The organism is Aliiroseovarius sp. F47248L (genome assembly GCF_023016085.1).
GTDB lineage: Bacteria > Pseudomonadota > Alphaproteobacteria > Rhodobacterales > Rhodobacteraceae > Aliiroseovarius.
Window position 1 is genome coordinate 2,407,597 of sequence record NZ_JALKBF010000001.1, and the last position, 25,122, is coordinate 2,432,718.

The 25,122-nt window shown below is 56.5% G+C and carries 27 protein-coding genes; 16 read left to right on the plus strand and 11 right to left on the minus strand.

The features are described from left to right. The first annotated feature begins 2 nt into the window (after nt 1-2). From fghA to MWU51_RS11990, 4 genes are all read left to right on the plus strand, one after another. Nucleotides 3-836: an S-formylglutathione hydrolase gene (fghA, locus tag MWU51_RS11975; protein ID WP_247037451.1), complete on the plus strand. Its 834-nt coding sequence runs from the start codon at nt 3-5 to the stop codon at nt 834-836. A gap of 6 nt (nt 837-842) precedes the next feature. Further along, nucleotides 843-1,292: a YaiI/YqxD family protein gene (locus MWU51_RS11980; protein WP_247037453.1), complete on the plus strand. Its 450-nt coding sequence runs from the start codon at nt 843-845 to the stop codon at nt 1,290-1,292. 329 nt (nt 1,293-1,621) lie between these two features. After that, nucleotides 1,622-2,476, plus strand: a complete 855-nt coding sequence (sseA, locus tag MWU51_RS11985; protein ID WP_247037454.1) for a 3-mercaptopyruvate sulfurtransferase — start codon at nt 1,622-1,624, stop codon at nt 2,474-2,476. A gap of 3 nt (nt 2,477-2,479) precedes the next feature. Then, on the plus strand, nt 2,480-3,664 hold the full coding sequence (locus tag MWU51_RS11990; protein WP_247037455.1) for an amino acid aminotransferase: 1,185 nt from the start codon (nt 2,480-2,482) through the stop codon (nt 3,662-3,664). Nucleotides 3,665-3,709: 45 nt separating this feature from the next. Here the strand turns inward: MWU51_RS11990 and MWU51_RS11995 are convergent, their stop codons facing one another. From MWU51_RS11995 to MWU51_RS12005, 3 genes are all read right to left on the minus strand, one after another. Next, a complete protein-coding gene (locus tag MWU51_RS11995) occupies nt 3,710-4,114 on the minus strand; it encodes an SRPBCC domain-containing protein (protein ID WP_247037456.1) in 405 nt (134 codons plus the stop codon). Nucleotides 4,115-4,290: 176 nt separating this feature from the next. After that, the gene (gene amt / locus MWU51_RS12000; protein WP_247037457.1) at nt 4,291-5,616 is read right to left on the minus strand and encodes an ammonium transporter; all 1,326 of its coding nucleotides are present in this window, start codon (nt 5,614-5,616) and stop codon (nt 4,291-4,293) included. Nucleotides 5,617-5,627: 11 nt separating this feature from the next. After that, nucleotides 5,628-5,966 carry a P-II family nitrogen regulator gene (locus MWU51_RS12005; protein WP_247037458.1) on the minus strand — a complete coding sequence of 113 codons (339 nt, stop codon included), beginning with the start codon at nt 5,964-5,966 and terminating at the stop codon, nt 5,628-5,630. 266 nt (nt 5,967-6,232) lie between these two features. On the opposite strand from MWU51_RS12005, the gene MWU51_RS12010 reads away from it, so the two are divergent. After that, complete coding sequence (locus MWU51_RS12010) at nt 6,233-8,431, plus strand: transglycosylase domain-containing protein (RefSeq protein WP_247037459.1); 2,199 nt, start codon at nt 6,233-6,235, stop codon at nt 8,429-8,431. 21 nt (nt 8,432-8,452) lie between these two features. Here MWU51_RS12010 and MWU51_RS12015 read toward each other — a convergent pair whose 3' ends face one another. The 3 genes from MWU51_RS12015 to MWU51_RS12025 form a co-directional block, all read right to left on the minus strand. Continuing rightward, a complete protein-coding gene (locus MWU51_RS12015; protein WP_247037461.1) occupies nt 8,453-8,896 on the minus strand; it encodes a MarR family winged helix-turn-helix transcriptional regulator in 444 nt (147 codons plus the stop codon). Nucleotides 8,897-9,039: 143 nt separating this feature from the next. Continuing rightward, nucleotides 9,040-9,645, minus strand: coding sequence for an ABC transporter substrate-binding protein (locus tag MWU51_RS12020; protein WP_247037463.1), 606 nt, complete (start codon nt 9,643-9,645; stop codon nt 9,040-9,042). Beyond that, entirely contained in the window at nt 9,638-10,381 is a 744-nt protein-coding gene (locus MWU51_RS12025) for a VacJ family lipoprotein (protein ID WP_247037465.1), read from the minus strand. The genes MWU51_RS12020 and MWU51_RS12025 overlap by 8 nt, the downstream gene beginning before the upstream one ends. A gap of 259 nt (nt 10,382-10,640) precedes the next feature. Here MWU51_RS12025 and MWU51_RS12030 point away from each other — a divergent pair, with 259 nt between their 5' ends. The 5 genes from MWU51_RS12030 to MWU51_RS12050 all read left to right on the plus strand — a co-directional run bounded on the left by MWU51_RS12030 (nt 10,641) and on the right by MWU51_RS12050 (nt 16,181). Further along, complete coding sequence (locus tag MWU51_RS12030) at nt 10,641-12,326, plus strand: type I secretion system permease/ATPase (protein WP_348646738.1); 1,686 nt, start codon at nt 10,641-10,643, stop codon at nt 12,324-12,326. Then, entirely contained in the window at nt 12,313-13,614 is a 1,302-nt protein-coding gene (locus MWU51_RS12035; protein ID WP_247037466.1) for an HlyD family type I secretion periplasmic adaptor subunit, read from the plus strand. The genes MWU51_RS12030 and MWU51_RS12035 overlap by 14 nt, the downstream gene beginning before the upstream one ends. Before the next feature lie 122 nt (nt 13,615-13,736). Further along, nucleotides 13,737-14,198: a RidA family protein gene (locus tag MWU51_RS12040; protein WP_247037467.1), complete on the plus strand. Its 462-nt coding sequence runs from the start codon at nt 13,737-13,739 to the stop codon at nt 14,196-14,198. Beyond that, nucleotides 14,195-14,962, plus strand: coding sequence for a glycerophosphodiester phosphodiesterase family protein (locus MWU51_RS12045; protein WP_247037468.1), 768 nt, complete (start codon nt 14,195-14,197; stop codon nt 14,960-14,962). The genes MWU51_RS12040 and MWU51_RS12045 overlap by 4 nt, the downstream gene beginning before the upstream one ends. Nucleotides 14,963-14,993: 31 nt before the next feature. Next, nucleotides 14,994-16,181 carry a GNAT family N-acetyltransferase gene (locus tag MWU51_RS12050; RefSeq protein WP_247038842.1) on the plus strand — a complete coding sequence of 396 codons (1,188 nt, stop codon included), beginning with the start codon at nt 14,994-14,996 and terminating at the stop codon, nt 16,179-16,181. Here MWU51_RS12050 and MWU51_RS12055 read toward each other — a convergent pair. After that, nucleotides 16,178-16,672 carry a peroxiredoxin gene (locus MWU51_RS12055; protein WP_247037469.1) on the minus strand — a complete coding sequence of 165 codons (495 nt, stop codon included), beginning with the start codon at nt 16,670-16,672 and terminating at the stop codon, nt 16,178-16,180. The two genes, MWU51_RS12050 and MWU51_RS12055, sit on opposite strands and share 4 nt — an antisense overlap. 82 nt (nt 16,673-16,754) lie before the next feature. Between MWU51_RS12055 and MWU51_RS12060 the strand changes: the two genes are divergently transcribed. Both MWU51_RS12060 and rsmD read left to right on the plus strand, forming a co-directional pair. Further along, complete coding sequence (locus MWU51_RS12060) at nt 16,755-17,963, plus strand: FAD-dependent oxidoreductase (protein WP_247037470.1); 1,209 nt, start codon at nt 16,755-16,757, stop codon at nt 17,961-17,963. Further along, nucleotides 17,960-18,520, plus strand: a complete 561-nt coding sequence (rsmD, locus tag MWU51_RS12065) for a 16S rRNA (guanine(966)-N(2))-methyltransferase RsmD (RefSeq protein WP_247037471.1) — start codon at nt 17,960-17,962, stop codon at nt 18,518-18,520. Before MWU51_RS12060 ends, rsmD begins: the two co-directional genes overlap by 4 nt. On the opposite strand, the gene map is transcribed toward rsmD, so the two are convergent. Both map and sfsA read right to left on the minus strand, forming a co-directional pair. After that, the gene (map, locus tag MWU51_RS12070; RefSeq protein ID WP_247038844.1) at nt 18,517-19,353 is read right to left on the minus strand and encodes a type I methionyl aminopeptidase; all 837 of its coding nucleotides are present in this window, start codon (nt 19,351-19,353) and stop codon (nt 18,517-18,519) included. The two genes, rsmD and map, sit on opposite strands and share 4 nt — an antisense overlap. Before the next feature lie 48 nt (nt 19,354-19,401). Next, complete coding sequence (sfsA, locus tag MWU51_RS12075) at nt 19,402-20,100, minus strand: DNA/RNA nuclease SfsA (protein WP_247037473.1); 699 nt, start codon at nt 20,098-20,100, stop codon at nt 19,402-19,404. Between the two features lie 38 nt (nt 20,101-20,138). On the opposite strand from sfsA, the gene MWU51_RS12080 reads away from it, so the two are divergent. Genes MWU51_RS12080 through MWU51_RS12095 form a run of 4 tightly spaced genes read left to right on the plus strand, consistent with a single transcriptional unit; the run spans nt 20,139 to nt 23,120 of the window. Continuing rightward, nucleotides 20,139-20,867, plus strand: coding sequence for a molybdopterin-binding protein (locus MWU51_RS12080; RefSeq protein WP_247037474.1), 729 nt, complete (start codon nt 20,139-20,141; stop codon nt 20,865-20,867). After that, nucleotides 20,864-21,595 (plus strand): GNAT family N-acetyltransferase, encoded by a 732-nt coding sequence (locus MWU51_RS12085; protein WP_247037476.1) that lies wholly within the window; start codon nt 20,864-20,866, stop codon nt 21,593-21,595. The genes MWU51_RS12080 and MWU51_RS12085 overlap by 4 nt, the downstream gene beginning before the upstream one ends. 11 nt (nt 21,596-21,606) lie before the next feature. After that, nucleotides 21,607-22,182 carry a peroxidase-related enzyme gene (locus MWU51_RS12090; RefSeq protein ID WP_247037478.1) on the plus strand — a complete coding sequence of 192 codons (576 nt, stop codon included), beginning with the start codon at nt 21,607-21,609 and terminating at the stop codon, nt 22,180-22,182. Next, entirely contained in the window at nt 22,179-23,120 is a 942-nt protein-coding gene (locus tag MWU51_RS12095) for an OmpA family protein (protein WP_247037479.1), read from the plus strand. The genes MWU51_RS12090 and MWU51_RS12095 overlap by 4 nt, the downstream gene beginning before the upstream one ends. Before the next feature lie 12 nt (nt 23,121-23,132). On the opposite strand, the gene MWU51_RS12100 is transcribed toward MWU51_RS12095, so the two are convergent. Further along, a complete protein-coding gene (locus MWU51_RS12100; RefSeq protein WP_247037480.1) occupies nt 23,133-24,038 on the minus strand; it encodes a LysR family transcriptional regulator in 906 nt (301 codons plus the stop codon). Nucleotides 24,039-24,170: 132 nt separating this feature from the next. Further along, a complete protein-coding gene (locus tag MWU51_RS12105; protein WP_247037481.1) occupies nt 24,171-25,091 on the minus strand; it encodes an AEC family transporter in 921 nt (306 codons plus the stop codon). Nucleotides 25,092-25,122 lie beyond the last annotated feature (31 nt).

Sequence of the window (25,122 nt, forward strand, 5' to 3'; positions counted from 1 at the left end):
AGATGAAAACGCTATCAGAGAACGCCTGTTTCGGAGGCACACAAGGCGTCTATGAACATGCCTCGAAGGCCACCGGCACTGATATGACCTTTGGCCTATTCGCTCCCGTTGAGGCGCAGGATGGCCCGGTGCCCGTCCTTTGGTATTTGTCCGGTCTAACCTGTACGCACGAAAACGCCATGACCAAAGCAGGCGCTCAATGCTGGGCGGCCGAACATGGCATCGCCCTTATCTTCCCCGACACCAGCCCGCGCGGAGACCATGTGGCGGATGACGAAGCCTATGATCTGGGAAAAGGCGCAGGCTTTTACGTTAATGCCACCCAAGATCCGTGGGCCGCGAATTTCCAAATGTGGGATTATATCACCGAAGATCTGCCCGGTCTGGTATTCGACCACTTCGCGTTGGACCCGGAACGCCAGGGGATTACCGGGCATTCAATGGGCGGGCATGGTGCGCTGACCATCGCGATGACATTGCCTGAGCAGTTTCGATCCGTCTCGGCCTTCTCTCCGATCTGCAATCCAACCGCATCCGACTGGGGTCGAAAGCAGCTTGAGGCCTACTTGGGCGACGAAGACGATGTCGACTGGCTCGCCCATGACGCAAGTCACCTGATGGCCCAGCGTGGGTTTGACGGTCCGATGTTGATCGACACAGGTACGAAGGATCAGTTCATCGACCTTTTGCGCCCCGAAACTCTGGCCCAAGCCATCGCCGCACGCCGCCAACAGGCTGTGTTTCGAATGCAGCCGGGTTATGATCACAGCTATTTCTTCGTGTCTTCATTCATGGAAGAGCATATCGGTTTCCACGCCGAAGCACTCTGGGCTTGACCTGGCATGGTGGTCTATGTCGATGCCGATGCCTGCCCGGTTAAGGCCGAAGCTGAAGCCGTCGCAACCCGCCACCAGACCAAAATCCTGTTCGTGTCCAATGGTGGTTTGCGCCCGTCGCAAAACCCGCTGGTCGAAATGATCTATGTTCCCGATGGTCCCGACGTGGCCGATATGTGGATCGCTGATCGCGCGGGGCCGTCGGATGTTGTGGTCACTGGGGACATTCCGCTTGCGGCCAAATGCGTCGACGCCGGCGCACAGGTGTTGCGTCATTCTGGCGAACGTTTCACCGAAAGCAATGTCCGTGAACAGCTTGCGATGCGTGACTTGATGACAGACTTGCGCGCCGCCGATCCGTTTCGACAAGGTGGCGGGAAAGCCTTTTCGAAATCTGATCGAGCGCGGTTTCGCGAGGCCTTGGATATCGCGCTGCGCCGTGTCGCATCTACCTAGGCGATAGTCTGAATTACCCAACAATACCAGACGGTAAGGGGGAGCCGCAGGAAGCGATTCCCCATTCATCATTCCCCCGGCATCGTGTCTAGTGAACTTGACCAGAGGCGCTGCCGGACTGGGGCCATCCAATGCACCCCCGACGGCAAATTTGCCCACTGGCCTGTCTAGAACGAGAGATTAGGCAACAAGACCTTTTTATAACGAGTGACAAGGGAAGGCTTTGGCCTTCCCTTTTTTCATTTGCGCTTTTCATGTTTGCGCGCTCAGTCTTGCTTATCCGCGGCTTGCGCTCTAGGCAGTTATGCAAACTGACCGGAGGGAAAGTCATGCCGCATAGCGACCCGAGAACGCTGGTTTCAACCGACTGGCTTGCCAAACATTTGAAAGACCCGGACCTGCGCGTCATCGACGCCAGCTGGTATATGCCGGACATGGACCGCGACGCGCGTGCCGAATATGACGCCGCCCATATTCCCGGCGCACGCTATTTCGACATAGACGAAATTGCAGACCTGCGATCAGACCTTCCGCACATGATGCCACCGGTTGAAAAGTTCATGTCCCGCGTGCGCGCCATGGGCATCGGCGATGGCCACCAGATTGTCGTCTATGATGGTATGGGCCTTTTTTCCGCCGCGCGTGTCTGGTGGATGTTCCGCCTGATGGGTCACAAGGATATTGCCGTTCTGGATGGCGGTTTCCCGAAATGGCAGGTCGAAGGTCATCCGATCGAAGACCTGCCCCCCGTCGTCCGCGATCGCCACATGTCGGTCGTGCGGCAAGCGCACATGGTCAAGGACGTCACGCAGGTGGCTGCGGCGTCGAAACTCGGCGATTATCAGATCTTCGACGCGCGCTCGGCCGAGCGGTTCCGCGGCGAAGTTCCTGAACCGCGCGAAGGCTTGCGCTCGGGCCATATCCCGAACTCAAAGAACGTCCCCTTTGGCACGCTGCTCAACAATGACGGCACAATGAAATCACCTGACGAGATGCGCGTGACCTTCGACGCGGCGGGTGCCAATCTTGAAAAACCCGCGATCCTGACCTGCGGGTCGGGCGTGACCGCAGCCATCCTTGCGCTGGCGCTGGAACGGATGGGCCATGACCGCCACGCTGTCTATGATGGCAGTTGGGCCGAGTGGGGCATGTATAACGACCTGAAAGTCGAGACCGGAGAATAGACGATGTTCAACAATCTGAACCCTCAGCCCAAAGACAAGATCATTGCGCTGATGAGCCAATACCGCGAAGACCCGCGTGAAGGCAAGATCGACCTTGGCGTCGGTGTCTACAAGAACGCGCAAGGTGTGACCCCGGTCATGCGCGCTGTCAAAGCGGCTGAGAAAGTCTTGTGGGAACTTGAAAGCACGAAATCCTACACCGGACTGGCAGGCGATCCTGCCTATGGTCGCGCTCTGTCTGGCTTGGTCTTGGGCGATAGTGTAGCGACCGACCGTCTGTCCATGGCCGCCCAACCCGGCGGTACGGGCGCCATTCACCAAGCTGTCGAACTGATCAAGATGGCGTCACCTGATGCCACGATCTGGCTGTCGGCGCCGACGTGGCCGAACCACCCCTCGATCATCAAGCATCTGGGCATGAAGATGGCCGAGTATCGGTATTTCGACAATGAAAGCCGCGCGGTGGATTTCGACGGAATGATGGAAGACCTGAAGGGCATCGAAGCGGGCGATGCTGTGCTTCTGCACGGCTGCTGCCACAACCCGACCGGCGCGAACCTGACCCCGCCCCAGTGGAAAGAGGTCGCCGCGCTGATCGTCGATAAAGGCGCGACGCCATTGATCGACATCGCCTATCAGGGCTTTGGCGACGGCCTGGAAGAAGACGCCGCTGGCGTGCGCCTGATCGCACAATCGGTGCCCGAAGCGCTGATCGCCGCAAGCTGTTCGAAGAACTTCGGCATTTATCGCGAGCGCACCGGGCTGCTGGTGGGGATCTCGGAAACAGCCGAGCAGGCGGGCATCACCCAGCAAAACCTGACCCACCTGAACCGCCAGAACTTCAGCTTCCCGCCCGATCACGGCGCGCGTCTTGTGACCATGATCCTTGAAGATGACGGCCTGAAAGCCGACTGGATGGCCGAGTTGGAACAGGTCCGGTCAGGCATGTTGAAACTGCGCGAGCAGTTGGCGGGAGAGCTGCGCGTCCGCACCGGATCGGACCGCTTCGGCTTCATCGCCGACCACCGCGGCATGTTCTCACGCCTCGGTGCCACGCCCGAACAGGTAGAGGCCCTGCGCGTGGATCACGGTATCTATATGGTCGGAGACTCGCGCATGAACATTGCGGGGCTGAATGAAGAAACCGTGCCGCTGCTGGCGGAGGCAATTGTGAAGGTTGGGGTTTAATATGTACCCCAGCGCGTCCTGAACCAACGATCGGGGCGCGCTTTCCTACTTTGCTTCGACAAAACGCTTGAAGTTGTCCAGTATCGCTTGCCACCCGGCGCGCTGCATGTCGATGGAGTTCATATCCTCAGGCTCAAACGTTTCGCGCACCGTTGTTTTCCCATATTCTTCTGAGAATTCAACACGAAGCATCCGCCCACCAAACTCCGCCTCCAGCAGATTTGGTTTCTCAATACGCGTATATATGCCTGCGAAATCAAACCCCATCGAACCATCCTTGGCTTCCATCCGACTGCTGAATTCTCCGCCTACGCACAAGTCGACGCGAGATGTGGTGGTGTGCCAATCCTCTGACGCCGCATTCCACTGAACGATAGTCTCTGGGGTGGTCCAAGCGGTCCAAACCGATTCGATGGGGGCATTGATCGTCGTTTCGATGGTGATTTCCATATCAATTCTCCTTTAGCCGTAGCTGTGAAACCGGCGGGCAAGTCGGACGGCAGTATCCACGATCCGCGTGTAAAAAACAAAAGAGAAGGGGGCAATTGCCCCCTTCTCTCTCCCTGTTGGCCTTGGCTTTGCGCGGCCAACGCGTGCCGGGGTTGATCCCCGGCACATTTTTTTGATTACCCGTTGGTGAACTCGGGATAGGCTTCCATGCCCAATTCGGCCATATCGAGGCCGTTGACCTCTTCCTCTTCACTGACCCGCAAACCTATCGTGGCTTTGATGATCGAGAAGACGATGAAGCTGACCACGAAGACAAAGATGCCGATGGCAAGGAACCCCATGATCTGTGTGCCGAAGCTGGCGTCTGCGTTGGTCCAGGCCACGATGAAGGTGCCCCAGAAGCCAGCGACCAGGTGAACCGGGATTGCACCGACCACGTCGTCGATTTTCAGCTTGTCCAGCAGCGGCACCATAAAGACAACGATCGCACCACCAATGCCGCCAATGATTAGCGATTGGAACAGCGACGGGGCCAGCGGCTCGGCGGTGATCGACACCAGACCGGCAAGTGCACCGTTCAAGGTCATCGTCAGGTCGACCTTTTTGAACATCACTTGTGTCATGATCATCGCCACGATTGCACCGGATGCAGCGGCCATATTGGTGTTGGCAAAGATACGCGCCACGTCCGAGACATCGCTGATCGTGCCCATGGCAAGCTGCGAGCCGCCATTGAAGCCGAACCAACCCAGCCACAGGATAAACGTGCCCAAAGTGGCAAGCGTCAGGTTGGAACCGGGCATCGGAACCGTGCGGCCATCTTTGTATTTGCCGATACGCGGACCAAGGATCAGAGCGCCAGCCAGGGCCGCGAAGCCGCCTGCTGCGTGAACAAGGGTCGAGCCTGCGAAGTCCGAGAAGCCTGCTTCCGACAACCAGCCACCGCCCCACTGCCAGCTTGCTTCGATCGGATAGATGAAGCCGGTCAGCACGACCACAAAGGCAAGGAAGGGCCACAGCTTGATACGCTCTGCCAATGTGCCTGACACAATCGACGCCGTGGTGGCACAGAACATCAGCTGGAAGAAGAAGTCCGATGCACCCGAAGCATAACCTACGTCCACGGATTCGGCCGCAACGCCAGCCGGGTCAAGCGATGTGACCGCGAAGAACGGCCCCAACCAGCCTTCGATCAGCCAGTCAGCGGGATACATGATGCCGTAACCAGCCAGCCAATACATGACCGCCGCAATGGAAAACAGCGCGATGTTCTTGGTCAACTGCATGGTCACGTTTTTGGACCTGACAAGGCCAGCTTCAAGCATCGCAAAGCCTGCCGCCATCCAGAACACCAAGGCCCCGCCCAGAAGGAACAGAACGGACGTCAGAATAAATTGTGTGTGGGCAGCCGCTTCGCCGCTTGCTGCCTCTTGCGCAAGGGCCAATCCCGGCAAAACCGCCAGAAGGGCCGATGAAATCATTAATTTGCGTGTCATATTCATTCCTTTCACGCTTACACCGCGTCCATGCCGGTTTCGCCGGTGCGCACGCGCATGGCATCAGCCACATCAAGAGTGAAGATTTTGCCGTCCCCGATTTTGCCGGTATGGGCAGCCTTCGCGATGGTCTCGACCACATCTGTCGCCAGATCATCGGCGACGACGACCTCGATCTTGACCTTGGGCAGGAAGTTCACGGCGTATTCCGCGCCGCGGTAGATCTCTGTATGCCCCGACTGTGCGCCGAAGCCTTTGATTTCGGAAACCATCATGCCGGTTACACCCACAGAGGTCAGTCCTTCACGGACCTCTTCGAGCTTGAACGGCTTGATCGCTGCTATGATCAGTTTCACGATCTTGTCCTTTCTGAATCGCTGCGGCACTTGCTTGGTGCAAATCCGCTTGGCTTAATTCAAAGAAGGAACCGCGTCGTAAGGACAGGTGCGGCAGAGGTCCGCCTACCCCTAAAACAGCGGTTGCGCAAAAATTGCTGCACCTGCACAATGGTGTGCTTATATTTTGGACATTGCGAAAAGTCGCAGGCGCCGGGTGAACCGGCTACACTCTAGTAAAACGATTCGTTACATTGGATCGACCGAGCAGACGCGGAACCAGTATCATGAGCCCATCCGGACCAAAGCGCCCCAAACTGGTGGCAGACAAGCGGTATTCGAAAACCAAGCCGGCGGCCAAGAAGCCCGCGCGGCGTAAATCGCGCAAACCCGCCACCAAACGCACGGCACGGAGCAAACGGCCCAAGGGTATCCTGGGCTGGCCAATTTTTCTGATCGGCTGGGTTGTTCGTCTGATCTGGCGGCTGACATGGAAAAGCGCGGCGGTTGTCGCACTACTTGTTGCGGCGGCGGTGTTCTACTTCGCTTCGACAATTCCTGATCTGAATGCACTTTTGGATGGCCGGGCGAAGGGATCGGTCACGATTTTGGACCGCTATGGCGCGGTTTACGCATGGCGGGGCGATCAGCGTGGTCGCACCATCACCACCGAAACTGTCAGCCCATATCTGCGCGACGCGGTTGTAGCGAGCGAGGACAAACGGTTTTATGGCCATCTGGGGTTAAGCCCACGAGGTATCGCCAGCGCGATCCGCATCAACCTGAGCGAAGGTCGTGGCCCCTTGTCTGGTCACGGCGGTTCAACTCTTACCCAACAGGTCGCAAAGCTGCTGTGTCTGGGTGTGCCGTTTGATCCCGACCAGTGGAAGAACGAAGCCGCTTACGAGGCTGACTGCCGCCAAGGCTCATTGCGCCGCAAGATCAAGGAAGCGGTTTATGCGTTGGCGCTTGAGACCAAGTTCTCGAAAGATGAAATTCTGACCATCTACCTGAACCGCGCCTATCTTGGGGCCGGATCGCACGGCTTTGATGCCGCAGCGCAGCGTTACTTTGCCATCCCGGCGTCGGATCTGAATCCCGCTCAGGCCGCGATGTTGGCGGGCATGTTGCCGAAGCCCTCGGTCTATGCCCCCACCGCCAACTTGAAACGGTCGCAAGATCGGGCGGCAACGGTTTTGCGCCTGATGAACGAGCAAGGCTATTTGAGCGACGCGGAGACGGCTCAATTCCAAGCCGACCCTGCAACCTTGTCCAGTGCGGCAAAAGCTCAGGCGGGTGGGTATTTCGCAGACTGGATCATGGGCGACCTGCCAGCCTTCCTGACGCGCAAGACAACCGAAGACGTGATCATCAAGACCACGCTGGACCCGCGTATTCAGACTGCCGCAGAAGACGCTTTGGCCGAAATCTTTAAAACGAAGGTCTCGGAAGGATCCGAAGCCGAAGCTGCGATCGTGGTCATGAGCTCGGACGGTGCCGTACGCGGCATGGTCGGGGGGCGTGAAACCAAAGTGACGGGCGCATTCAACCGGGCCACGCAGGCGAAACGCCAAACCGGCTCTGCGTTCAAACCCTTCGTCTATGCCGCCGCGTTGGACATGGGCTATCGCTGGGACGATTTCATTCTTGATGAACCCTATTGTGTGAATGTGGCCGGATCGGGCGAATGGTGCCCAAAGAACTATACACGCAAACATTACGGCAATGTCAGCTTGACCGAGGCGCTGGCCCGTTCTTTGAACATCCCCGCCGTGAAAGTCGCTGAAGATGTAGGGCTTGAAGCAGTGCGCAGCGTCGCGTCGATGTTCGGTATTGAAAGCGATCTGGCGGCTGGCCCCGCGTTGGCACTGGGCGCGTCAGAAAGCACATTGCTTGAAACCACGGGTGCCTTTGCGGGCATTTTGAATGGCGGTTCGGCGGTAATACCCTATGGCTTGACGGAACTCAGCCTAGTCGGTGAAAGCGATCCTCTGATGACGCAAACGGGCGGCATCGGCGAGCGTGTCATCTCGCAACAGGCCGCGCAGCAACTTGTCTATATGATGAGCCGCGTGGTCGAAGCCGGCACCGGCACGCGCGCCAAGATTGACGGGCTTGAGATTGCCGGCAAGACCGGCACCACCAACTCAGCGCGCGATGCTTGGTTCATCGGATTTACGGCCGAATATGTGATGGGCGTTTGGATGGGCTATGATGACAATACGCCTTTGAAAGGTGTCACGGGTGGTGGTCTGCCTGCCGAAATGTGGCACGAGGCGATGGTCCGCATCCAGTCAGAGCTTGTGCCTACACCACTTCCGATGATCAGACCGGGCAGCGCACCGCAATTTGATGGACAGGTAATCACATCCGATGGCCGTGTCATTCAGGGTCAAGGAAACCGGCCGCAGGGTGGACAGAATGTCGGACAAGCCGTCGAAGACGCGCTGATTGGTGTCCTTCGCTCTATCTTCGGAAAAAACTGAGGTTCGGCCGGAAATAAGAGATCAGTCCGTCAAAGACAGGATCCGTTGCAGCATGTTAATCAGCGTGACCCGCTCTTCGTGGGTCAGCGCGCTTAGAAAGCTATCATTCAGGTTGTTGATCAGCGGTGGCAGTTGCTGTGCCAGTTCGCGCCCATTAGCCGTCAGAAACACCAGAGTGGTGCGGCGGTTGGACGGGTCTGTCCGCCGTTCAATCAAGCCATCCGCAGCCATGGTATCCAGGTTTCGGCTCACCTGATATTCTGGCAAGGACAGCTTTGCGCCCAATTCACGCTGGCTTTGCCCATCCTCGGCGAGCAGTTGCATCAGGGTCATGAAGAACCGGAAATCCAAGTTCAAGTCGGCCAACTGCTTTTTCATCGCCTGGTCCACGCGACGCGCCAACACTTGCGACAGAAACCCGAAGCTCTGATTTTGCGTGCCTTTGGGCCAGTTCGCGCCCGTCATTGCATGTCTCCCATCACACAGCCTCATGGAATTGCTTGCGCTTGCAACATTTGTCAACCCTGCGGATTAAGCACCCCAACAACGAAAAACGCCCCCGTGACAACACGAGGGCGTTCAAAAACCTGAAAGATAGAGTGGTTGGATCAGCCTGCCTTCAGATCAGCAATCAATTTGTTCAGGTCGCCGCCGCGGCGATCCAGCATCGCGCCAATTTCCTTGCGTTCGGATTTTACGATGGAGATTCCTTCGACCTGCATGTCAATGAACTTTCCGTTCTTGGCAGATACGACAAACACAACATCGAATGGAGATTTCCCCTTGAGCTGGGTTTTGGTCAGAACCTCAAACCGGCTTTTCACCTCTTTCGTACCGACGACATTGATGCTTCCACCCTCGAATTCGCGGAAACGGCTGCCATAACGGCGGGCGATGTAGACGCGGAAGGCTTTGATGAACGCGCTTTTTTGCGAAGCGCTGGCCGAACGGCCATCCGGGCCAAGCGCCGACAACGCGATGAAACCGACATCCGCATATTTTGCGAACACGTTTTCGAACCGTTTGATCATCGTCGCCTCAGACGCACCAGAATTGATGATCCCATTGATTTCACTAACAACCTGATCAATCAGGCTTTCCGCTTTCGCGGCACTGATTGCAGCCATCGCACGACCCGGCAGCAAGGCCATCACGCCCAGTCCGGCCAGCCCGCCCAGAACAGCGCGGCGAGTCAGTGAGGTTTGGTTACCCATCATACGCATCATAAATATCCTCAAGTTCATTGTCCTCGACTTCGATGCCAAGCTCGTATCGGCGCGAATCGAGATAATAGAGCCGCATCAGCTCATATCCCTCTTCACTATTATAGAACTCTTCAATCGTATCTCCGAACGTGTAGCGATCACCAAATTTTGACAGAACCCATGTGGCCTTGGGAAGGTGTTTAACTTCGGTCGGCAAAGCTAAGCTTAGCGGGTTCAGCACAAAATCGACAAGAATGCCAAATCCATCCCGCTCGGTCGACGGTCCGAAGAACGGCAGCACGACATAGTCGCCTTCAGGTGCGCCCCAGACGTGAAGTGTTTCACCAAAATCGCTGTCGCGCTCATCCAGACCGATGTCAGTTGCGACATCTACCATACCCAACAGCCCGAAGGTCGAATTGAACAGGAACCGTACGGTGTTGTGAACCGCATCCTCGACATTGCCTTGCAGGATGTTGTTGGCCACGACCCCCGGCAGTCCGGCATTGTCCGAAAACACCGAAATCGTGTCACGTACGCCGCGCGGCAGAATCTCGCCATAGGCGGTCGATGCAGGGGAGACCAACGCCCGGTCCAAATCAATGTTCGCACCATGGGTGCGACGGTTCTGAACTTCATGCGGGTCGTCATAACCCGATGGATTCGGTGCCTTCGCACAAGCCCCCAGCGTCAGAAGCAGCAGGCCAGCCATCGCCGGTAATGTGTTCGAAATCGGTTTGGTCACAGTGATATCTTTACTTTGGCAGCAATCTGAAGAGTTGGGGGTCACACATAATGCGCAGCGTATCAATGCAAAGCCGTTAAGGGATTTGCAGCCTTTTATGTGTCTATTTGGCGACAGTTTACAAGCCGAATCCCGCCAATATCTGTGCGCTTTGCTTGCGCGCTGAAACGGGCGGCCATTTTTAGGTCAGATTGTTATGAGGCAACAGCAACACGCATACGGCCAAGAAGAACTGCGCAAGGTCTGCCGCAGAATGCGAATGCTGCTGTTCAGCGCCGCAGTCTTTTCATTTTTTGTGAATCTTCTGATGCTGACAGCACCAATCTACATGTTGCAGATCTATGATCGCGTCCTGACCAGCAGGTCGGAAGCTACTCTTGTCACGCTATCGCTATTAATGGCCTTCCTGTTTCTTATGATGGGCAGCCTTGATTACGCCCGTGGACGTCTGCTTACGCGGGCGGGCGCTCGATTTCAGACCGACCTGGATGAGCGTGTTTTTCTGTTGGATATAAACGCTGATCAGAAAAATAAGGATCGACCGGCCCCCACGGGCGCGACACGCGATATCGACGCCATACGACGGCTGTTTTCAAGCCCGGTTATGACCGCCTTATTCGATCTTCCCTGGACGCCGTTTTTTTTACTGGCAATCACGGTCTTTCATCCGTGGCTGGGGGTGCTGGCGGTGGCAGGCGGGGCTATTCTCGTGACAATAACGCTTCTTACCCAATGGGTTTCACGGGGTCCAATGTCGGTGTTGCGGGCGCAAGTATTGCACACGGATCAGGTTGCCGGGCGGTTGCAAACCGAAGGGCAATTGGTTCGCGCACTTGGATTGGCGGAAGTTACAGCCCGACACTGGTCGCAGCTTCGCAATGCAGCAATGGAAACCGGGTTGAGGATATCTGACCAGCAAAGCCTGTTCGCTGTGATGACAAAGACATTTCGGCAATTTCTTCAGTCAGCAATGCTGGGCTTAGGGGCTTATCTGGCATTGCAGGGCGCGATGTCGCCTGGGGCCATGATTGCCGGATCCATTCTTCTGTCGCGCGCGCTCGGGCCCGTCGATATTGCTGTCGGGCAGTGGTCCGTGGCCCAACAGGCAAAAGCGGCTTGGCACTCTCTGACTCTGCGTTTGTCAGAAACTCCGACCGCAATCGTGAAAACGGCACTACCCGTGCCCGTGGCCAATGTCGCTGTCAGCAATCTGACCGTGATACCAACTGGCCAGAGCTTCGCAGTCTTGCGGAATGTATCTTTCGTGCTGTCACCGGGCATGGCATTGGGCGTTATTGGCCCGTCGGGTGCCGGAAAATCGACGCTGGCGCAGATCATGACTGGCGCGCTTCGCCCCACTGCTGGCTCGGTGCGGTTGGGTGGTGCGGCGCTCCACCACTATTTGCCCGAAGTTCTTGGTGGGCATATCGGCTATCTCCCACAGCGCGTAACGCTGTTTGATGGCACAGTTGCGGACAATATCGCGGGGTTTCGCGCGAATGCCGATGACGCCGATATCGTGGCCGCGGCCACCGCTGCCGGAGCGCATGAATTGATCCTGTCCCTTCCCGATGGCTATGACACAGTTGTCGCGCGGGGAAGTAGCCCTATTTCCGGCGGCCAGTTGCAGCGCATTTGTCTGGCACGCGCACTGTTTGGCGAACCAACATTGGTGGTTCTGGACGAACCAAACTCCAATCTGGATCATGACGGCTCAGTTGCGCTCAGCACAGCCATACACGGGGTGAAAGCGCGCAACGGTGCAGTCGTGATCATGGCACATCGTCCATCGGTCATCCAACACTGCGACCAGCTAATGGTTCTGGATCATGGCCGTATCTCCAACATCGGACCGCGCGAGGATATCCTTCGGAAGACCGTGCGAAACGCGCATCAACCATACTCCCTACACAGCATCGAGCGAGGTGGCGATGGACAAGCCTGACCTATCCGCACGCGGTATTACTTTGTTTGGGTTCCTTGCTCTGGCGGTCTTGATCGCCGGTTTTGGCGTATGGTCTGTCACGGCGCAGATTGCGGGGGCTGTGGTGGCCGATGGCATCATCCGCCCGGATCAGGTTCACCATATCCTGCGCCACCCTGAAGGTGGCGTGGCAACCGCGATCCGGGTGAACGACGGTATGCGGGTCAATGTGGGTGACAGTCTTCTTACATTGGATGATACGCGTCTCAGGTCACGACGCACAGTGTTGGAAAGCCAACAGGGCGAAATTCTCGCCCGTATCGCTCGACTGAAAGCAGAACAAGACAGCGCGGCGAACATCACATTTTCAGCCGATTTGCATCTGTTGATACAGAACAGACCGGACCTTGCTGAGGCGATGCAAGGGCAGATCCGCCTGTTTCTGTCGCGCCGCGACCTCGCGCAATCACGGTCGGCCCAGCTCGATCAGCGCGCATCACAGATTGATCAGCAAAAAAGCGGGCTGGATGCACAGGCATCAGCATTGACGCGGCAGATCGCGCTGCTGCGGGATGACTTGTGGCGGCAACGCGAATTGCTGGAACAAGGTTTGGCCCAATATCCGCGGGTCGCAGCGCTAGAACGAGAAGAAGCTTTGCTTGCCGGCCGTTTGGCCGAAGTCGCGGCCTCCAAGGCCGAGGCGGATGTTCGGCTGACCGAAACCCACCTGCAGAAGTTGTCGATTGAAGCTGAGCATCGCGAGCAAATCATCGCAGAACTGCGGGACTTTCAGTCCAAAGCAGCCGAACTGTCCGAAAACCTCCGCGCCATTGATTTCGAATTGGAACAACTGACTCTTCGTGCCCCCGTGTCCGGCCTGGTCCATCAAATGACTATCCACACGCCGCAATCTGTGGTTCAGCCCGGCCAACCCATTCTGACCATCATCCCCCAAGACGACGCAGTGCGCGTCGCGGCACGGATTAGCCCACAGGATATTGATCAGCTTTTTGTAACCCAGGAGGTCACATTGGCCTTCCCAGCGCTTGCGCGAAAAAATGATCCAGTTTTAAAGGCAAAGATCGAGAAAATATCGGCGGATGCGGTGACGAATGAACAGACCGGGCAGCGTTACTACGAGATCGAGATGGGCATCCACCGAACGCAACGCGCCCAGCTTCCCGACGATGTCATTTTACTTCCAGGGATGCCAGTCACAGCGTTCATCAAAACTGCAGATCGCAGCCCACTATCCTATCTGTTGCAACCATTCAAAGAGTTCTTCCGAAGCGCCCTTCGCGAAAAATAACTGGTGGATTGCAGCAAGCGCCAAATTATGATCGCTTTCACCCTTTTCAGCAACCAGATGGCAAGCTAGCGTCCCAGAAACCGCCCCGCGCGATACGACGGACCAATAGAGAAGGAACCAGTATGAGCAAATTTGAAACCAGACTTGCAGAATTGGGTGTCACCCTACCCGACGCACCGGCACCGGCTGCAAATTATGTGCCATATGTCAATATTGGCGATCTTGTGCATGTTTCCGGGCAAATTTCCATGAAGGACGGCGCATTCCTGACCGGAAAGCTGGGAGAGACCATGACAGCCGAAGAGGGTGCACAGGCCGCGCGAAGCTGCGCAATCAGCTTGCTGGCACAGGTCAAAGCCGCCTGTGACGGAGATCTCGATCGCCTTCAACGGGTGGTCAAACTGGTCGGCTTCGTAAACTCGACCGACGCGTTTGGCGACCAACCCAAAGTGATCAATGGAGCGTCGGATTTTATGGTTGAAGCACTAGGTGACGCCGGGCGACACGCACGTTCTGCTGTCTCGGCAGCCAGTCTGCCATTTGGCGTTGCGGTTGAAATCGAAGGCATCTTCCAGATCAAATGACGCGATCCCCGATCCCACTGCCAGAAAGCTTTTTGGCCCGCCCGATTGCCCACCGCGCGCTGCACGACGTGGCCGCGGGTCGCCCTGAAAACTCGCGCGCTGCCATACATGCCGCCATCGACGCAGGCTATGGGATCGAGGTTGACCTGCAACTGTCAAAGGACGCGCAGGCAATGGTTTTTCACGACTATGACCTGCGGCGATTGACCGGTGAAACTGGGCCGATCCAGCAACGCACGTCTGTTGAACTGGGTGGGGTCGAACTGTCTTATGGCAATGAAGGCATTCCAACTTTCGCAGAGGTGCTTCAGATCGTGTCTGGCCGCGTGCCTTTGTTGGTTGAGATGAAGGATCAGGATGGTGCGATGGGCCCACGCACCGGACCGCTTGAACAGGCTGTGGCATCTGCGCTTGCCGGTTACGAAGGTGACGTGGCTGTCATGTCGTTCAATCCGCATTCGGTCGCCACGCTTGGCGAACTTGATCCCGGCTTCGCTTTGGGCCTGACCACCGAGGCTTTCCTGGAAAAGGATAACCCGCTTCTGCCTGCAGCCACACGTCGTTACCTTCGCGATATTCCGGATTTCGACCGCGTGAACGCAAGTTTCATCAGCCACGACATTCATGACCTTCGAAGCCCTGCGGTGGCGAAGTTGAAGGCAAAAGGTGTGCCCATTTTGTGCTGGACTGTGAAATCAAAAGCCTCTGAGGTTGAAGCGCGCAAGATTGCCCACAACATCACGTTTGAAGGTTATGTGGCTTGACCGCATCGGTCGGGTTGGGCCCAATGCCACGGTGACAGATACTCAGATCGAAATCTGCACCCATCAGAGCATTTCCAGTATTGCAGCCCGCGACTGGGATGCCTGTGCCTGCCCTGAAACTTCGGATGGCGGACGTCCTGTCGATCCGTTCACGACACATCGTTTCCTGACAGCGTTGGAAACATCTGCCAGCGTCGGTGCTGGAACTGGCTGGCATCCGCATTACCTGAGCGTTCATGCTGATGGCCAAGTCATAGCCGTTGCACCTGTCTATGTAAAAACCCACAGCCAGGGTGAATACGTGTTCGACTACAGCTGGGCAGATGCCTATGAGCGCGCGGGTGGAAGATACTATCCGAAGCTGCAAGTTGCGGTTCCTTTCACACCTGTCACTGGCCGCCGCTTTCTGACGCAAACTCAATACCAAACCGTTGGTCGAGCCGGTTTGGTGCAGGGACTTGTGCAGATCGCCGCAGATAAAGGCCTGAGTTCTGCACACGTCACCTTTTGCACAGACGAAGAAGCGCAGGTGGGCAAGCAGATGGGTCTTTTGCACCGGGTCGGGCAGCAGTTTCATTGGGAAAACGATAGCTACCAGACTTTCGATGCGTTTTTAGACAGCCTAAGCTCGCGCAAACGCAAACAGATCCGGAAAGAGCGACGGCAAGCGCAGGGGTTTGGCGGAAGGATCGTCACGCTAAACGGCGACGCCATCGAACCGCACCATTGGGACACGTTCTGGCGGTTCTATCAGGACACAGGTGCGCGCAAATGGGGTCGACCTTATCTGACGCGCTCCTTCTTTGATGAAATGCATCAAACTATGCGCGATGATGTTCTTTTGGTATTGGCATTAGAAGGTGATCACGCTGTTGCCGGGGCACTGAACATTATCGGACGCGACACATTGTTCGGACGCTATTGGGGCGCGCTGGAGCACCATCCCTGCCTACATTTCGAGCTTTGTTATTATCAGGCCATCGACTTCGCAATTTCGCAAGGGTTGCTCAGGGTCGAAGCTGGGGCGCAAGGCGAACATAAACTGGCGCGTGGCTATTTGCCCGTGGCAACCCATTCGTTGCATTGGATCGCAGAACCCGGATTTCGAAATGCGGTCGAACAGTTCGTAACCGCCGAAAAAGAGGCCGTTGAGGGAGATATCGACATCCTCACCTCTTACGGCCCCTTCCGAAAGACGAATATACGCGAGCGTGATTAGTCTGACATATCGGCCAACAGTGCTTCACCGCCGGAGGTCTCACACACACCCGGGTTTTCTTCGGCATTCAGCACTTTAACCACCCCATCATCGGCATAAAGCGCATAGCGGCGCGACCGGTTAATCAATCCCACAGGTGGTGCGTCAAAGCTCATACCGACAGCCCTTGTGAACGTGCCCTCTGCGTCACCCAACATGGTGATCCCTGCCGCTGCCGCACCAGTGCTTTCACCCCAAGCATGCAAGACGAACGGGTCGTTGACGGAAATGCAGATTACAGCATCAATACCTTTTTTATCGAATTCCGGTTTGGTCCGCATAAAACTGGGCACGTGAGCCGTCGTGCAGGTGCCGGTATAGGCACCCGGCAACGCAAAGATCACGGCCTTCTTCCCCTTCGTCAGTGACGAAAGTTCGACCGGTTCCGGTCCGTCCGCGCCCATCCGCAACAACGTCGCATCTGGCAGATTGTCACCTACTGAAAGTGTCATTATCAACATCCCTGATTGTGTTTCTGGTTCCTCTAGTCATAGTCTGCAAACCGCGTCAGGTCAGTAAGAATGGAAACCCATTATGCCTCACATTGTTGTCATCGGTGCCGGGCAAGCCGGTGCATCATTGGTTGCGAAGCTTCGAAACTCTGGATTTGACGGCGATATCACCCTGATCGGAGCCGAGCCAGCACCACCGTACCAACGCCCACCGCTGTCAAAGGCGTATTTGCTGGGGGAGATGGAGTTGGAACGCCTGTATCTGCGCCCGGAAAGCTTCTACTCCGAAAATAACATCACCTTGCGGCTGAACACCCATGTGGAAGCGATTGATACCGGCTCGCGTGAGGTGGTGATCGGTGACGAACGCATTTCTTATGACCAACTCGCCCTGACAACAGGGTCAGTGCCGCGACACCTTCCTACTGCGATTGGCGGAACGCTTCAGGGCGTCCATTTGGTGCGTACTCTGGAAGATGTCGACAGAATGGCCACCGAATTCACGCAAGGCCGCCGTGTTTTGATCATCGGTGGTGGCTATATCGGGCTGGAAGCTGCTGCCGTGGCCGCCAAGAGGGGGCTGAACGTCACCTTGGTTGAAATGGCCGACCGTATCTTGCAACGGGTCGCAGCCCCTGAAACATCGGACTACTTCCGAGCACTGCATCGCGCCCACAGGGTCGATATTCGTGAAGGGGTGGGGTTGGATCGCCTGACAGGCGACGGTCGGGTGACCGGAGCGGTCTTGTCAGATGGCAGCATGCTGGACGTTGATTTCGTGGTGGCTGGTGTAGGGATCGTCCCGGGCACGGCCCTGGCTGAAGCGGCCGGGCTTGAGATCGACAACGGGATCAAGACCGATGCCCATGGCCGCACGTCCGACCCAGTAATCTGGGCGGCAGGTGATTGCGCCTCGTTCCCCTATCGCGGCACACGTATCCGGCTGGAAAGTGTGCCCAATGCCATTGATCAGTCAGAAGTGGTGGCGCGCAACATGATGGGCGAAAACGCCGAATATGTTGCCAAACCGTGGTTCTGGTCGGATCAGTATGATGTAAAACTGCAAATTGCAGGTTTGAACATAGGCTATGACAATATCGTATCACGGACAGGCGAACACGAGGGCAGCATGAGCTGCTGGTATTATCAGGGTGACACGCTTCTGGCGGTGGACGCGATGAACGATCCGCGCGCCTATATGATTGGCAAGCGATTGATTGAAGGCGGCAAATCGCCGGACAAGGCAATCATTGCCGACCCAACTGCAGATCTGAAACCGCTGTTGAAATGAGGATCATCGCAGGTCGATTTCGCGGACTGGCACTGGCCAATGTTGGCAAGGGAGACACGGGTGCTCATCTGCGCCCCACCACTGACCGTGTGCGCGAAAGTCTGTTTTCGATTCTGACCGGGGGACGGTTTGGCAACCCGATCAATGGCGCGCGCGTGTTGGACCTGTTCGCTGGCACTGGCGCATTGGGTCTGGAGGCCCTGTCGCGCGGAGCTATTCATGCGACATTTGTCGATGACGGTCGCAAATCTCTGTCCCTAATCCGTGAAAACATCGCCAAATGTCGATGCGCTGAGGAAACCACGATCATAAAGCGCGATGCCACCCGGTTGGGGGATGGCCAACCCCACAATCTTATTTTTCTGGACCCGCCTTACGGGAAGAGGTTGGGGGAAAAAGCGATGGACGCAGCCATTGCAGGTGGCTGGGTGGCCGAAGATGCATTGATCGTTTGGGAAGATAACACGACGCTTATGCTGCCCGATGGTGTGTCACAGTTAGACACCCGTCGTTATGGCGCGACAACCATCACCATCTGTACGTTTTCAACAGCTTAACCCCAAGTCGGGTGGAATTTACCGGCAGGCGACAGCGTGAAGATTTCGCAGCCATCCGCCGTCACGCCGACCGAGTGTTCAAACTGCGCTGAAAGTGATTTGTCGCGGGTGATCGCGGTCCAATCATCGGCAAGTATCTTGGTCTCGGGGCGCCCCAGATTGACCATTGGCTCGATAGTGAAGAACATGCCTTCTTCCAGCACTGGTCCAGTTCCGGGTCGACCGTAGTGCAACACGTTGGGCGGGGCGTGGAAAACTTGGCCAAGACCGTGTCCACAGAAATCGCGTACAACCGACATACGCTGGCTTTCCACATGGGACTGGATCGCGTGGCCGATGTCGCCAAAGGTGTTGCCGGGGCGCACAGCCTCGACCCCTTTCATCAGGGCGTCATGGGTCACTTGGATCAGGCGTTCCGCAAAAGGTTTCAGCGTGCCAACCTTGTACATGCGGCTTGTGTCGCCATACCAGCCATCAACGATCACCGTCACATCGACGTTCAGAATATCGCCATCAATCAACTCATCATGTTTGCGGGATGATTTCTCGTTCTTGCCCCTGGGCGTCTTTGATCCGGGAATGCCGTGGCAGACCACATGATTCAATGAGATGCAGGACGCGTGTTTGTAACCTTTATAGCCAATCGTTGCAGACACGGCGCCAGCCTCATCAACCATCGCCTCGATCGCGGCGTCAAGCTCGGCTGTTGTCACGCCAAGTTTCACCATCGGTGCGATCCGATCCAGAATGTCGGCTGCCAGACGGCCCGCCGCATGCATCCCGGCGAAGTCGGAAGTGTCGTACAGGCGGATGCCTTCTTTTGTCACGCGCATGGTGTCGTCCACGGTTTGGTCCTCTTGCTTCGCCCCTAAATAAGGTGTTCAGGCCAAAGACACCAGAGGGCCTGCAATTTCAATGCCCTCGGGGTTGATCCGGGTGCCAAGCACAATGATCTTCACCCCAGCAGCGCGGGCGTCATCGAAGGCGGCGCCATAAGCTGGATCAATATCCCGCGCCAGATCGAACTGATCACAATCGGTGCGCTGCACCAGATAGAGCATCACCGCGCGATGGCCTTGCGCAACCATATGCTCAAGCTCGCCCAGATGTTTGGTGCCGCGCGCGGTCACGCTGTCGGGAAACTCGGCAAGACCAGATTGCCGACATAGAGTCACCGACTTCACCTCAACATAGGTCAGCGCATCACCTTCCAACAGGAAATCAATGCGGCTGTTATCGCCGTATTTCACCTCGGGTCGGACGGAATGATAGTTGGCTAGACCCGGTACAGATCGCGCTTCAAGCGCCGCGCGCAAGGCACGGTTTGGCACCGAAGTATCCACACCTGTCAGATGCCCATTCTCGTGATCCACCAATCGCCAACCAAATTTCAACTTCTTCTTGGGGTCGTCATTCGGCTCAAGCCAGATTTTCATGCCCGGCTCTGCCAGTCCCATCATCGATCCGGGGTTGGCGCAATGCGCCACCACCTCACGACCGTCTTCCAACCGACAATCAGCCAGAAACCGTTTGTAGCGTCGAATAAGTCTGGCGGGCACAAGAGGGCTGGGAAATTGCATGGAGCGGGCCTATACCGGAAGTAGGATAGGAGCAAGCAATGCCAAACCCAACCGCCGCCATGTTGGTCATTGGTGACGAGATTTTGTCAGGCCGGACAAAGGATGCAAACATGCATCACCTGGCGGGCAAACTGACCGAGCATGGCATTGATCTAAAAGAAGTGCGCATCGTATCCGACGATGCTGCCGCCATCGAAGCTGCGGTAAAAGCCCTTTCCAACAGCTATGACCACGTATTCACATCGGGCGGTATTGGCCCCACGCATGACGACATCACCGCCGACTGCATCGCGCGCGCTTTTGATGACCACATCGACATCAGAGACGATGCACGTGCCCTTCTGGCCACCCATTACGCGCGGCAAGGGCACGAGTTCAACGCAGCACGCCAGCGTATGGCCCGCATCCCAGACCGCGCTACATTGATAGAAAACCCAATCTCGGTTGCACCCGGATTCACGCTGGAAAATGTGCATGTGATGGCAGGCGTTCCATCCGTCTTCGAGGCTATGGTCGACAGCATTTTGCCCAGCCTGACAGGCGGCGCGCCCCTGCAATCCCATTCGATCCGGATCGAACGCGGAGAAGGCGAGATCGCTGGCCCCTTGGGGAAACTGGCAAACGAGTACACAGACCTGAGTTTCGGGTCATATCCATTTATTCAAAACGGCGTTTTTGGTGCGAATATTGTGATCCGGGGTACAGATTCCTCCCGACTTGATGCAGCCGCCCGAAGCCTGTCCCAGCTATTTTCGGAGGACATATGAAACACACTCTTCCCAGCGTTGACCAAGTTATAGAGGCTTGCGAAGTGACTTGGCCACCTGCCGCCACCAAACGTGTCGGCGCATGGGTCATCCGTGATGGAGCGGGCGGAGGCAAGCGTGTCTCGGCTGCGACCGAAAACTGGCCGACCACAGAAGCAGACCTGCCGGTCGCAGAAAAAGCGATGCGCGATCTTGGGATGGACCCGTTGTTTCAGATCCGTCATGGCGATGAGCATCTGGATGAAATGCTGGAAAAGCATGGCTATCACATCGTTGATCCGGTCAATTTCTGGGTGATCGAAGTTGAGGAACTGATCCAAGACGCACCACCACCAGTATCTGCCTTTTCGATCTGGCCAACCTTGTCCATCATGCATGAGCTATGGGACGCAGGTGGCGTTGGCAAAGAACGACGCGCCGTGATGGAGCGGGCTGACTGCCCCAAAACGGGCCTGCTGGCCCGCACCGATGACGCACCCTCAGGCGTTGGGTTTGTCGGACTGCACGGCGAAATCGCGATGGTCCATGCATTGCATGTGGACAAGGATATGCGTCGGATGGGCACAGGGTTGAACCTGTTGAAGCAGGCGGCAATTTGGGCCAGTTCACAAGGGGCTAAATATGTTGCTTTGATCGTCACACAGGGCAACCATGCGGCCAATCCCCTTTATGCCAATATCGGGATGCACCTGATCGGGCACTACCATTACCGCACCAAGCCACAATAAGGGGAACCATCATGCCGCATAACAACAATGGCGTGACAGCGCTTGACCTGCCGATAGTCGATCCACTGCCCGACGACATTCAGAAATATTTCGACATCTGCGACGAGAAACTTGGCCTCGTGCCGAATGTGCTGAAAGCCTATGCGTTCGACATGGAAAAACTACGCGCATTTTCGGCGATGTATAACGAGCTGATGTTGGGTGACAGTGGCTTGTCGAAGCTGGAGCGCGAGATGATCGCCGTGGTGGTCAGCTCGATCAATCGCTGCTGGTATTGTCAGGTCGCCCATGGCGCCGCCGTGCGAGCCCTGTCGGGCAATCCGCAGCTGGGTGAAGCGATGGTCATGAACTGGCGAATGGCTGACTTGGACAAGCGTCAGCGTGCGATGTTGCAGTTTGTCGAAAAGGTCACCAAAACCTCGTCCGAAATCTCCGAGCCGGATCGAGAGGCTTTGCGACAAGCCGGCTTTTCAGATCGCGACATCTGGGATATCGCGGCAACCGTGGGTTTTTTCTCGATGTCCAACCGCATGGCGTCGGCAGTAGGCATGCAACCAAACGACGAATACCACGCCAAAAACCGATGATCTGCCCGTCACGACAACTTTGGATTGCCGTCTTTCTGGTGTGCGCGACCATTGCGACGCACCCTGCCCGTGCCTTTGACCTGCCAGCCGGTGCGAAGCTGCGCGCAGAAGAGCGGGACGATGCAAACCGTGCATCCCTTGCGACAGATCGTTATAACGGCGAAACGGTACCATCCTTCTTTGCAGAAGGTCAGATAGTTCGGCAGGCTTGGAAGGTGGATGGCACCAGTCAAACCAGTTTTCAGATCCTGACCGGGTTACGCGACCAGTTGGAGCGGGACGGTTTCGATATATTATTTCAATGTCAGTCCGTGTCTTGCGGCGGTTATGATTTTCGCTTTGGAATCGGCCATTTCCAGGCGCCGGTCATGTTTGTCGATCTTGGCGATTATCACTATTTAAGCGCACAGAAGGGAGACCTGTTGACCAGTGTTCTGGTCAGTCGCTCGAAAGAGTCTGCATTCATCGAAACGCTGCAGGTCAGCCCTGAAGGCAGCACCCCGCCCACCGTTACAATACAGACGACCACCACCCCATCACCGGTGCGCACCCCGGCGTCGGGACCCGTAGGAGCACAGTTGGAAAACAGCGGGCGTACCGTTTTGGACGGGTTGAGTTTCGCAACGGGATCATCCGAACTGACCGATGAAAACGTGCCGATTCTGACTGAACTTGCGACCTATCTGAACCAAAACCCTGACCGGCAGGTGATACTTGTGGGCCATACAGACGCCGAGGGCAGCCTTGCAGGCAATGTCGCGCTATCCCGCAAACGCGCAGCCGCTGTGATGAACAGCCTGATCCGACTTTATGAGGTTAGCCCTGCACAGATGTCTGCTGAGGGCATAGGATATCTGATGCCGCTTGCTCCGAACCTGACACCCGAGGGGCGAGAGGCGAACCGGCGGGTTGAAGCTGTCTTGATCAGCACGGACTAGGCGCCATTCAGATCACCAGTTGTCCGGGCCTTTGTCAGCAAAGGCATGCACCAGAAAATCTATGAAGGCGCGCACTTTCGGCTGAGTAAACCGACCCGGAGGATAGACCGCATAAATGCCCTGCACGTCTTGCGGCAGATCGGGGATTGCATCGATGACCAGCCCTTGTTCCAGCGCGTCAGCATAAAGAAAGCTGGGCAGATAGGCGATGCCAAGACCCGAAATAGCCGCGTTCAGAAGCGATTGCCCGTCATTGACGCTCAGCCATCCGGCCGAGCGGACCTGCCGCACTTCGCCTGACGGGGCCGGCACCTTCCAAACATTGCCTGAACTTTGGTTCGAGTAATGCAGAAGTTTGTGCTCGTTCAGGTCATCAATTCGGGACGGACGGCCATACTGTTCAAAGTACTCAGGGCTGCCAACCATTCGACGCGTGGTCGTCGAAATCTTGCGGGCGCGCAGCGAGCTATCTTCAAGCTCGCCCACACGAATGGCCATGTCGAACCCTTCGGAGATCAGCTCCACATAACGGTTGGCCAGATCCATATTCACATGCACATCGGGGAAATCATGCAGAAACTCGCCCAAAACCGGGCTAAGGTGATTGACGCCAAAATCTGTCGCAACTGAAATTCGCAGAATTCCCGAAGGTGCAGATTGCATGGACGTGACAAGCGCATCCGCTTCGCCTGCGTCGTTCAAAACACGGCGTGCGCGATCGTAATAGGCAAGACCGATTTCGGTCGGGCTGACCCGTCGCGTTGTGCGGTTTAGAAGCCGCGCTCCAAGCCGTGCCTCAAGGCTAGACACGTGTTTGGACACCGCGGATTTCGAGATCCCCATCTTCTTGGCAGCGTCCGTGAAACCGCCTTGATCCACAACAGTGGCGAAGGCTTCCATTTCGGTCAGTCGATCCATTTCACTCTTTCCAACAAGTTCTCCCCAGTGCCGTCGTTTATCCGGGCCAATTGGGGCAAGACTGTGAAGAACAACCGACAATACGGGGGTAATTGCAGGGATCGTTACAGCTCTGGAAACGGTGGTGGTCGGCTATCGTGTTGAAAAGATTAGCTCTGCGACACTGATCCAAATTGGCAATGTGACAGCGGCCAATAAAGTTGTCTGCGCGATCAGTGTTGCGACCAGATTTCGGTTTGCCCCGAAGGCCGAAGCTAACACATGCGCCGCTGAGGCGGTCGGAAGGGCTGCAAACACGATCAGCACCGATGCGATGGCTGGATCAAGCGACAGAGCCAAGCTGACACCCAAAGCAAATGCAGGCAGCGCCACCAATTTTATCGCACAGATCGCCCCATTGAAGCGGTCCAACCGCGCCAGTGCGCCCCAATTCATCGTCGCACCGATTGACAGAAGCGCAATGGGGATGGCAGCACGCGCGAGCATTTCGATCGGGGCCATGATTGGTGTGGGTAAACGCCAACTCATCACGCCAAATACTACGCCACCTAGGCTGGCCAGCAAAAATGGGTTCAAGGCGATCTTCGCCACCGTCGCACCAAGCCCCAACGCACCGCCGCGGGACAAGGCAGAAACTGCAAAAAGGTTTGCGACGGGCACACCCATGCCGACTGCTACAGCCATCTCGCCCACTCCGCCATGGGTCAGCAATCCGACCGAGACCAGACCAAGGGCGGTATTGAAACGCCAACACACTTGCCAAGCCCCCGCGAAGTCCAGAAACCTCTCGGGTCCGACGCGGCGCAAAAACCACCCCAGAACCAACCCCATGGACAAGATACCCCAGACAATGGGTGCCATGACGAACAACTTTTCGGGATCAATGGGGCGACTTGCGGCCGCGACGAACAGAAGGGCGGGAAACAGGATCTCGAAGTTCAGACGATCCAGACCTTGCCACGCATTCTCAGACAAGCGGTTGCGCAAGAGCCCACCCAGTCCAACCAAAAGGAAACTGGGCACAATTCCGAAAAAGACGGCGATGAAAACCATGTGACCTCCGGGCCGAACCCAAGATCACATG